The organism is Roseomonas sp. TAS13, assembly GCF_001950415.1.
Classification (GTDB): domain Bacteria; phylum Pseudomonadota; class Alphaproteobacteria; order Acetobacterales; family Acetobacteraceae; genus Roseomonas; species Roseomonas mucosa.
The window spans coordinates 1-7,874 of sequence record NZ_BDLP01000205.1 but is presented as its reverse complement, the minus strand read 5'-3'; the positions used below and the strand labels follow the sequence as shown (position 1 = coordinate 7,874).

The 7,874-nt window shown below is 70.5% G+C and carries 7 protein-coding genes and 1 pseudogene; 5 read left to right on the top strand and 3 right to left on the bottom strand.

Features of this window, described 5'->3' with window-relative positions; translation table 11 throughout:
- Positions 1–121: pseudogene (locus ROTAS13_RS28145) on the bottom strand (beta-ketoacyl-ACP reductase); the annotation flags it as partial.
- Between the two features lie 220 nt (positions 122–341).
- Between ROTAS13_RS28145 and ROTAS13_RS15365 the strand changes: the two are divergent.
- From ROTAS13_RS15365 to fabI, 5 genes are all read left to right on the top strand, one after another.
- Positions 342–713: a hypothetical protein gene (locus ROTAS13_RS15365; RefSeq protein ID WP_075822772.1), complete on the top strand. Its 372-nt coding sequence runs from the start codon at positions 342–344 to the stop codon at positions 711–713.
- Positions 714–824: 111 nt separating this feature from the next.
- Entirely contained in the window at positions 825–3,200 is a 2,376-nt protein-coding gene (locus ROTAS13_RS15360; protein WP_075822771.1) for a DUF3141 domain-containing protein, read from the top strand.
- A 4-nt stretch (positions 3,201–3,204) separates the two neighbouring features.
- Positions 3,205–4,608: a bifunctional enoyl-CoA hydratase/phosphate acetyltransferase gene (locus ROTAS13_RS15355; RefSeq protein WP_075822770.1), complete on the top strand. Its 1,404-nt coding sequence runs from the start codon at positions 3,205–3,207 to the stop codon at positions 4,606–4,608.
- The gene (locus ROTAS13_RS15350) at positions 4,605–5,807 is read left to right on the top strand and encodes an acetate/propionate family kinase (RefSeq protein ID WP_019463106.1); all 1,203 of its coding nucleotides are present in this window, start codon (positions 4,605–4,607) and stop codon (positions 5,805–5,807) included. The genes ROTAS13_RS15355 and ROTAS13_RS15350 overlap by 4 nt, the downstream gene beginning before the upstream one ends.
- Entirely contained in the window at positions 5,804–6,583 is a 780-nt protein-coding gene (gene fabI, locus ROTAS13_RS15345) for an enoyl-ACP reductase FabI (protein WP_019463105.1), read from the top strand. The genes ROTAS13_RS15350 and fabI overlap by 4 nt, the downstream gene beginning before the upstream one ends.
- A gap of 10 nt (positions 6,584–6,593) precedes the next feature.
- Here the strand turns inward: fabI and ROTAS13_RS15340 are convergent, their stop codons facing one another.
- Positions 6,594–7,331: an ABC transporter ATP-binding protein gene (locus tag ROTAS13_RS15340; RefSeq protein WP_019463104.1), complete on the bottom strand. Its 738-nt coding sequence runs from the start codon at positions 7,329–7,331 to the stop codon at positions 6,594–6,596.
- On the bottom strand, positions 7,328–7,874 hold a 547-nt coding region (locus ROTAS13_RS15335), incomplete at its 5' end, for an ABC transporter ATP-binding protein (RefSeq protein WP_139323385.1). The genes ROTAS13_RS15340 and ROTAS13_RS15335, both read right to left, overlap by 4 nt.

Genomic DNA, 7,874 nt, shown 5'->3' with positions numbered 1-7,874 from the left:
TCGCGGCCTCCTCGTTGCCCGCATAGGAGGCCACCACCGTGCGGCCATGGTCCTTCAGTCTCTCGCTGATGGTTGCCCCGATGCCGCGCTGACCACCGGTGACAAGTGCGACGCGTGCCATGCTCTGACGCTCCTCACTTTCCTCGAAGCCCAGGCGCATATCACGGGCCCGGCGGCTTTACAAACCGACCAGACGGTTTGTATGGATGCTCCCGCAGCCGCACAGGTCCGCCTGGAAGCGGATTCACGTGGTTAGCCACCGGCGATCCCCCCCCCGGCACGCTCCGTCGGAGATGTTCCCTGGCCCGTGGAGCGTGACCACAGCTTGAAGGAAATCTGAAATGTCCTCGTCTTCTTTCACGGATACCCTGCCGACACCGGGCATGTTTCACGAACTGTTGACACCCGGCTGCAAGGTCATGCTCCAGGCAGCACAGGAAGGGAACCGGGCCATCCATGACGCGATCCGCTGTGAGATGAGGATCGCCATGGACGCGCAGCAGCAGGTCGGCACGGCATTGCAGAAGCTGCATACGAGCCCGGAGGCTGGCCAGCTTCCTCAGATACAGTCCAACATCACGCTGGCGATCCTTCACAGCCTGGAGCTTCGCGCCCGGAACATGCTGGACCTGGCCGAGCGGCTGCAGAACACGGGTATTCGGATGTTGACCATGACCACGGCAGGGGCCTCAGTTCGGCCCACGGAACAGTAGGGCGGAAATCGCCAGGGCCCACTCTCCGGCAGACGGATGTCTGTTCTTGGCCGGAGGGCAGGCTTTTCACGGTGCAGCGTTACCGCAAGCGAGAGAGAAGGGCCCCTTACGATGCGTACCGATCAATCCCCAACGGGTCTGGACCTTCTTCCGGCGCCTTATTCGCTCGCCGTCGACTACGCGGTGGATGCCTGGCAACGCGGCGTGCTGTTCCTGGACGTGCTGCGCCAACGCGGCAACCAGTACCATGAGCACATGGCCCAGCAGGCGCCCAATGTGCTCCGCTACGAGACCGAGCTGTTGCTGGACGGGCACAAGCTGGAACGCCCGGTGAATTACGGTCTGACGCGCGTCCTGCCGCCGGAAGGCGTCGAGATCGACCCGCTGAAGCGCCCCTTCATCGTCTTCGACCCGCGCGCCGGCAACGGGCCCGGCATTGGCGGCTTCAAGGCGGACAGCGAACTCGGCGTGGCGATGCGCGCGGGCCACCCCTGCTACTTCGTCGGCTTCCTGCCCTGGCCGCTGCCGGGCCAGACGATCGAGGACGTGGTCGTCGCCGGGACGCTCTTCGTGGAGCGGGTGGGCGAGATGCATAGCGAGAGCGACGGCAAGCCGGTGGTGATCGGCAACTGCCAGGCGGGCTGGCAGGTGATGATGGCGGCGGCGATGCGGCCCGAGCTGTTCGGCCCGATCATCATCGCCGGCACGCCGCTCTCCTACTGGGCCGGCACGCAGGGCGGCAGCCCGATGCGCTATCTGGGCGGGCTGCTGGGCGGCACCTGGATGACGGCGCTGGCGGGCGACCTCGGCAACGGCATCTTCGACGGCGCCTATCTGGTGCAGAACTTCGAGGCGCTGAACCCCGCCAACACGCTCTGGACCAAGCAGTACCACGTCTACGCCAACATCGACACGGAGCCGGCGCGCTACCTGGAGTTCGAGCGCTGGTGGGGCAGCCACGTGATGATGAACGCGGGCGAGATGCAGACGATCGTCGACGATCTCTTCGTCGGCAACAAGCTTTCCACGGCCGAGATCACCACCGGCGACGGCACGGTGCTCGACCTGCGCAACATCCGCTCGCCGGTCATCGTCTTCTGCTCCAAGGGCGACAACATCACCCCGCCGCAGCAGGCGCTGGGCTGGATCACCGATCTCTATGGCAGCCTGGAGGAGATCCGCGCCAACGGTCAGACCATCGTCTATGCCGTGCACGAGAGCATCGGGCATCTGGGGATCTTCGTGTCCGGCTCGGTGGCGCGCAAGGAGCACCAGCAGTTCGCCACCAATATCGACCTGATCGACGTGCTGCCGCCCGGGCTCTACGAGGCCGAGCTGGAGCAGCGGCTGCCGGAGGAGCCGGGGGCGGAGCTGGTGCGGACGGACTACATCTCGCGCTTCGCCGGCCGCGACCTGGACGACATCCGCGCGATCGTCGGCGGCGGCGAGGAGGAGGACCGGCGCTTCGCCGCGGTGGATCAGCTCTCACGCGTCAATCTCGGCCTGTACCGGACCTATGTGCAGCCCGCCATGCGGGCCGCGAGCAACGAGGCCACGGCGGACTGGCTGCGCCGGATGCACCCGCTGCGCCTCGGCTACGAGATGTTCTCCGACCACAATCCCTTCCTGCGAATGCTGGAGCCGCTGGCGGAGCAGGTGCGGGAGAACCGCCGGCCCGCCACGCCGGACAATCCCTTCCTGGCGATGCAGCAGCGCTTCTCCGACGAGGTCGTGCGCTCGCTCGACCTGTACCGGGAGATGCGCGACACGGCCTGCGAGCGCTTCTTCGAGGGCTTCTACGGCTCCGCTGCCGTGCAGGCGGCGCTGGGCATGCGCGCCGACAACCGCCCGCCGCGCCGCCGGCCGGGGCTGGAGCCGGAACGCCGGCAACTGGTGCGCCAGCGCGCGGCGGCGCTGCACGATCGCATCGCCGAGGGCGGACTGCCGGAGGCGCTGATCCGCTCCATGCTCTATGTCGGCCTGGCGGAGCGCGCCGCCGACCAGCGCAGCTTCGAGCTGCTGCGGCAGATGCGGCGGGAGAACGGTTCCGGCATGGACCTGCCGACCTTCAAGGCCGTGGTGCGGATGCAGTTCTTCATGCTGCTGCTGGACCCCGAGGAGGCGCTGGCCGCCCTGCCGCGCATGCTTTCCGGCACGCCCGGCGACGTGGTGGAGCAGGCGATGGAGAAGCTGCGCGCGGTGCTGACCGCGGGCGAGCCGCTGTCCAGCCGCGCGGCGGGGCGGCTGGAAACGATCGAGCGGATCTTCCGCACGGCGGCGGGGGAGGGGCGCCATGCCCTGCCCTCGCCCGACGAGACCGCGCGGGCGATCGAGGACAGCACCGGGATCGCGGAGCAGGCACCCGACAAGGACACCGTCGCGGCCTCCCCGGAAAAGGAGCGCCCGGCGGAAAGGCGCCCGGAGGGACATCCGGAGGGGCACAGGGAAGCGGCCTCCGCGCGGCGGCGGCGCCCCAGAGGGGATTGAGCCCGTGACCGTGGAATCCGCGGCCGGGGGCGGCCCGATCCAGAACCGGCTCTTCGACGAGATCGTCGTCGGCGACAGCGCCAGCCTGACGCGCACGGTCTCGCCGGAGGTGGTCGCGCTCTATGCCGCGGCCTCCGGCGCGCCGAGGCAGGGGGGCAAGCCGGTGGCGCACGGCATGCTGGCCGGGGCGCTGATCGCCAACCTGCTGGGCAACGAGCTGCCCGGCGCGGGCACCGTCTATCTCGGCCAGGAGATGCGCTTCGGCGCGCCGGTCCTGGCCGGCGACACGCTGGTGCTGCGGGCGACGGTGAAGGACAAGCAGCCCGCCCATCGGCTGGTGCTGCTCGACTGCGACTGCCGGCGCGGCGATGGCGAGGTGGTGCTGACCGGCACGGCCACCGTTTCCGCCCCCGCCGAGCGCGCCAGCAGCCCGGGCATGAGCGAGACGCCGGCGCTGATCCTGAAGCGCGCGCGGCACTACGAGGCGCTGATCCGCCGCGTCGCCGGCCATGGCACGCCGATCCCCTGCGCCGTGGCCCATCCTTGCGAGCATACGGCACTCGAGGGGCCGCTGGATGCGGGGCGGGAGGGCATCATCCGCCCGATCCTGGTCGGACCGGTGGCGAAGATCCGCGCCGTGGCGGAGGAGGCGGGGCTCGACCTCGGCGGCGTGGAGATCCAGGACGCGCCCCACAGCCATGCCGCCGCCGCCCAGGCCGTGGCGCTGGTGCGCGGCGGGCAGGCGGCGCTGCTGATGAAGGGCAGCCTGCATACGGACGAGCTGCTGCACGCCGTGCTGGACAAGGAGGCCGGGCTGCGCACCGCCCGCCGGCTCAGCCATGTCTTCATCATGGACGTGCCGACCTATCCGGAGCCGCTCTTCATCACCGATGCCGCGATCAACATCGTGCCGGACCTGAAGACCAAGGCCGACATCGTGCAGAACGTCGCCGACCTGCATCGCGGCCTGGGCCTCGGCGCGCCGCGCGTGGCCATCCTCTCGGCGGTGGAAACGGTGAACCCGGCCATCCCCGGCACGCTGGACGCGGCGGCGCTGTGCAAGATGGCCGATCGCGGCCAGATCACCGGCGCGCTGCTGGACGGGCCGCTGGCCATGGACAATGCCATCAGCATGGAGGCCGCGTGCATCAAGGGCATCCGGTCCGAGGTCGCGGGCCGTGCCCAGGTGCTGGTGGTGCCGGACCTGGAGGCGGGCAACATGCTGGCCAAGAACCTGACCTTCCTGGCCGGGGCGGAGGCCGCGGGCATCGTGCTCGGCGCCCGCGTGCCCATCATCCTGACCAGCCGGGCCGACAGCGTGCGGGCGCGGCTGGCCTCCTGCGCCGTGGCGGCGCTCTATGCCCAGGCCCTGGCCAAGAAGCCCGCCGCGACCGGAGCCCCCGCATGAGCGAGACCGTCCTTGTCCTGAACGCCGGCAGTTCCTCGATCAAGTTCCAGCTCTACGAGATCGGCGAGGGCGAGAGCCTGCGGCGCCGCTTCAAGGGGCAGATGGGCGGCATCGGCAGCGCGGCGCCGCGCCTCCACGCCGTGGACGCGGAAGACCGCGTGCTGGTGGACGAGGCGATGGAGGCCGAGGCCGCCGACACGATGGAGGAAGGCCAAGCGGCGCTGGGCGGCTGGCTGATGGCGCATCTGGGCACCCCGCCCGTCGCCGTCGGGCATCGCGTGGTGCATGGCGGCCCGGATTTCGCCGCGCCCGTGCTGGTGGACGACGCGGTGCTGGCGGCGCTGGAGGCGCTGGTGCCGCTGGCGCCGCTGCACCAGCCCTTCAACCTCGCGCCGATCCGCTCCATCCGCGCGCGGCGGCCGGACCTGCCGCAGGTCGCCTGTTTCGACACCGCCTTCCACCGTGGCCATCCGGAGGTGGCGGAACGCTTCGCCATTCCGGAATCCCTCTACCGGCAGGGTGTGCGGCGCTACGGCTTCCACGGCCTGTCCTACGAATACATCGCCAGGCGCCTGCCGGAGGTGGCGCCGGAGATCGCGCAGGGCCGCGTCGTGGTGGCGCATCTGGGCAACGGCGCTTCCGCCTGCGCCATCGCGGACGGGCGCAGCATGGACAGCACCATGGGCTTCACCGCGCTGGACGGCCTGCCCATGGGCACGCGCCCCGGCAACCTCGATGCCGGGGTCGTCGTCCACCTCGCCTCCCAGGGCATGGATGCGGCGGCGTTGCAGGACTTCCTCTACCATGACTGCGGGCTGAAGGGCCTGTCCGGCTTCAGCAGCGACATGCGGGAGCTGCTGGCGAGCGACGTGCCCTCCGCCCGGCTGGCCATCGACTATTTCTGCTACCACACCGCCAAGGCGATTGCCGCGCTGGCCACCGCCATGGGGGGGATCGACGGCATCGTCTTCACCGCCGGCGTGGGCGAGAACGCGGCCCCGGTGCGCGAGGCGATCCTGCACCACTGCGCCTGGATGGGGGTGGAACCCGACCCCGTCCGCAACGCCGCGCATGGCCCGCTGATCTCCACCGGGGACAGCTGGCTGCGCGCCTATGTCATCCCGACCAACGAGGAACGCATGATCGCCCGCCACACGCTGGACGTGCTGCGGGGCCGCGCCGGGGGAACAGCGGCATGATCCCGCGCGAACGCGTCACGCTGGAAGGCCGGCGCGGCCTCGTCACCGGCATCGCCAATGACAGTTCCATCGCCTGGGGCTGCGCCCGCGCCTTCCGTGGCCTGGGCGCGGAGCTCGCCGTCACCTATCTGAACGACAAGGCGAGGCCGCATGTGGAGCCGCTGGCGCGGGAGCTGGAGGCGCCCATCCTCATGCCGCTGGACCTGGAGCAGCCGGGCCAGCTCGAAGCCGTTTTCGAGCGCATCGGGCGGGACTGGGGGCAGCTCGACTTCCTGCTGCATTCCATCGCCTTCGCCCCCCGCGAGGATCTGCACGGGCGCGTGGTGGACTGCTCGCGCGACGGCTTCCTGCGCGCCATGGACATCTCCTGCTGGTCCTTTCTGCGCATGGCAAAGCTCGCCGAGCCGCTGATGATGCGCGGCGGCGCGCTCTTCTGCATGAGCTACTACGGCTCCCAGCGCGTGGTGGAGCACTACAACATGATGGGGCCGGTGAAGGCCGCGCTGGAAAGCGCCACGCGCTACCTCGCCGCCGAACTCGGGCCCCAGGGTATCCGCGTCCACGCCATCTCGCCCGGCCCGCTCAAGACCCGCGCCGCTTCCGGCATCAACGACTTCGACGAGATGCTGGAACGCGCCCAGAGCACCGCCCCCGCCCGCAGCCTCGTCTCCATCGAGGATGTTGGCCTCGCCACCGCCTATCTCGCCACCGATGCCGCGAAGCTCGTCACCGGGCAGACGCTCTACATCGACGGCGGCTACAACATCATGGGCTGAGGGGCGCCGATCACGCCGCCGCGGCGGCGGAGGCCGAGCGGATGCCGAGATAGGCCTCGACGATGCGCCGGTCGGCCTGGAGCGCGCCCGGGTCGCCTTCCAGCACGACGGAGCCGTTTTCCAGCACGTAGCCGTAATCGGCGATGCGCAGCGCGGCGCGGGCATTCTGTTCCACCAGCAGGATGGAGACGCCGTTGCCGCGCAGGTCGGCGACGCTCTGCAGGATCTCCCGCACCACCAGGGGGGCGAGGCCGAGGCTGGGCTCGTCGAGCATCAGCAGGCGCGGCTCGCCCATCAGGGCGCGGCCCATGGCCAGCATCTGGCGCTCGCCGCCGGACAGCGTGCCGGCCTCCTGCCGCCGCCGCTCCTTCAGGCGCGGGAAGAGGCGGAAGACCTCCTCCAGCATGGGCTCGGCGCTGCCGGAACGGCGCAGGCGGAAGCGGCCGAGGCGGAGGTTGTCCTCCACCGTCATGCTGGTGAAGAGCTCGCGCTTCTCCGGCACGAGGCTGATGCCGTCGCGCACGCGTTCCTCGATGCCCTGCCGGGCGAGGCTGTGCCCGGCGAAGGCGACCTCGCCGCGCGACGGCAGCACGCCCATGATGGCGTTCAGCAGCGTGCTCTTGCCCGCGCCGTTCGGGCCCAGGATGGTGACGATGCTGGCCTGCGGCACGGCCAGCGACACGCCGGACACGGCGGGCACGCTGTCATAGGCGACGTGCAGGTCGCGCACCGCGAGAATGGGCGTCATGCCGCGCTGCCCAGATAGGCGTCGATCACCGCCGGGTTGTCCTGGATCTCCCGGGGGCGTCCCTGCGCCAGCTCGGCGCCGAAGCTCATCACCACCAGCCGGTCGGTGAGGTTCATCACGAAATCCATGTCGTGCTCCACCAGCAGGATGGTCATGCCCTCGTCGCGCAGCCCGTCCAGCAGCTGTGCCAGCGCCTCCTTCTCCATGTGGCGCAGCCCGGCGGCGGGTTCGTCGAGGAGGAGGACCACGGGATCGAGGCAGAGCGCGCGGGCGATCTCCACCAGCCGCTGCTGGCCGAGGGAAAGCTCGCTCGCCACCAGGTGCGCGACGGCGCCGAGGCCGACACGCTCGATCTGCCGCCGCGCCTCGGCGAAGATCCGCGCCTCCTCCGCCCCGTCCAGCGCCAGCGCGCCGCGCAGCGCCCCGGCGGCGCCGCGCAGGTGGACGCCGAGCGCCACGTTGTCCAGCACGGTCATGCCGTGCACCAGCTTCACGTGCTGGAAGGTGCGGGCGATGCCGAGCCGCGCGACGCCGCGCGCCGGC